The organism is Streptomyces ossamyceticus, assembly GCF_001418475.1.
Taxonomy (GTDB): domain Bacteria; phylum Actinomycetota; class Actinomycetes; order Streptomycetales; family Streptomycetaceae; genus Streptomyces; species Streptomyces ossamyceticus.
Genome location: NZ_LIQX01000993.1, coordinates 1 through 1,062, shown reverse-complemented (window position 1 = coordinate 1,062; position 1,062 = coordinate 1). Strand labels below are relative to the sequence as shown.

The window sequence follows — 1,062 nt, the reverse complement described above, 5'->3', positions numbered from 1 at the left end:
ACCAGTTCCTGGCCTCCGCGGAACCGAAGCCCCGCAGCACGGCGAGGGCGAAGACGATGCCGGGGAGGGCCGAGACGCCGCCGCCCTGGAGCAGCCCGAGCACACCGCCCACGAGGCTCACCGCCTCGACGACGACGACCGTGACACGGATCGCGTTCGACCGTCTGCCCACGAGAACGCCGCACAGCAGGAGCGCCGCCGCGATCAGCAGCGACAGCACGGCCACGAACCGGATCAGTCCGACCCCCTCGTCCTGACCGTGTTCCACCGCGTCACTCACCACGGCCAGCAACAGGGCCCCGGCGGCCAGGTTCAGCACCGCCTGGACCCACACCCCCACCGTTGCCAGCCTCACACTCTTCGGCATCTTCGCCCGCACGCCTGGTGTCGTCATGCACGCAAGGAAACGGCACGGCTGTCAGGGACACGTCGGTAGGAGTACGTATTCCACGTACGTACCTGCCGTCGCCGTCGCCGTCGCCGTCGCCGAGAGAGGACCTCACGAGGGGTCGCGCGGGAGAGGCGTCCTCCGCCGGACGTGCGGATGGCCGGTGTCCCCGGCGATCACCGCCTCCATCGTGGTCGCGAAGGCGACGAGGTCGTCCGGCTCGTACCCGGTGAGCGGGCGGATCGTGTCCGCGACGGACGCCACCCACGACCGGTAGTCACGGAGGAACTCCCGTAACCGCGCGACGCGTTCGTCGTCGGTGAGATGGTCCTCGGGGCGCAGATCACCGAGCCCGTTGACCTGGAGGTCGGCGGTCTCCGCCCAGGACGACTGCCACTGCCGCAGCCACGGGATCTCCCGGTGGGCGGGGGCGGCCCCGGCGTACAACGTGCTGAAAGCCATGAACGCCGCCTGCTGCCGGTCATGGGCGTGCGCCCAGTGCTCACGGAAGACGAACATCGACCAGCTCATCGAAGCCTCCCGGCCAGGGTGCCGCCCATCTGCCGCACACCGCTATTGTGCCGTCAACTCCGGCATTCACCGCGGCACTTGGTGTGGGGGCACAGCGAGTCGGGCACAGGCGGGTCGGGGACCGGTTCGGTGTGGGGGTGGGG

General features: G+C 70.2%; 2 protein-coding genes. Both read right to left on the bottom strand.

Translation table 11 applies throughout. From position 1 onward, the window contains the following. The coding region (locus tag AOK15_RS41280; protein ID WP_240508841.1) for a hypothetical protein at positions 1-394 on the bottom strand (394 nt) is incomplete at its 3' end. Between the two features lie 105 nt (positions 395-499). After that, positions 500-919, bottom strand: a complete 420-nt coding sequence (locus tag AOK15_RS41275; RefSeq protein ID WP_157870548.1) for a hypothetical protein — start codon at positions 917-919, stop codon at positions 500-502. Positions 920-1,062: the final 143 nt, after the last annotated feature.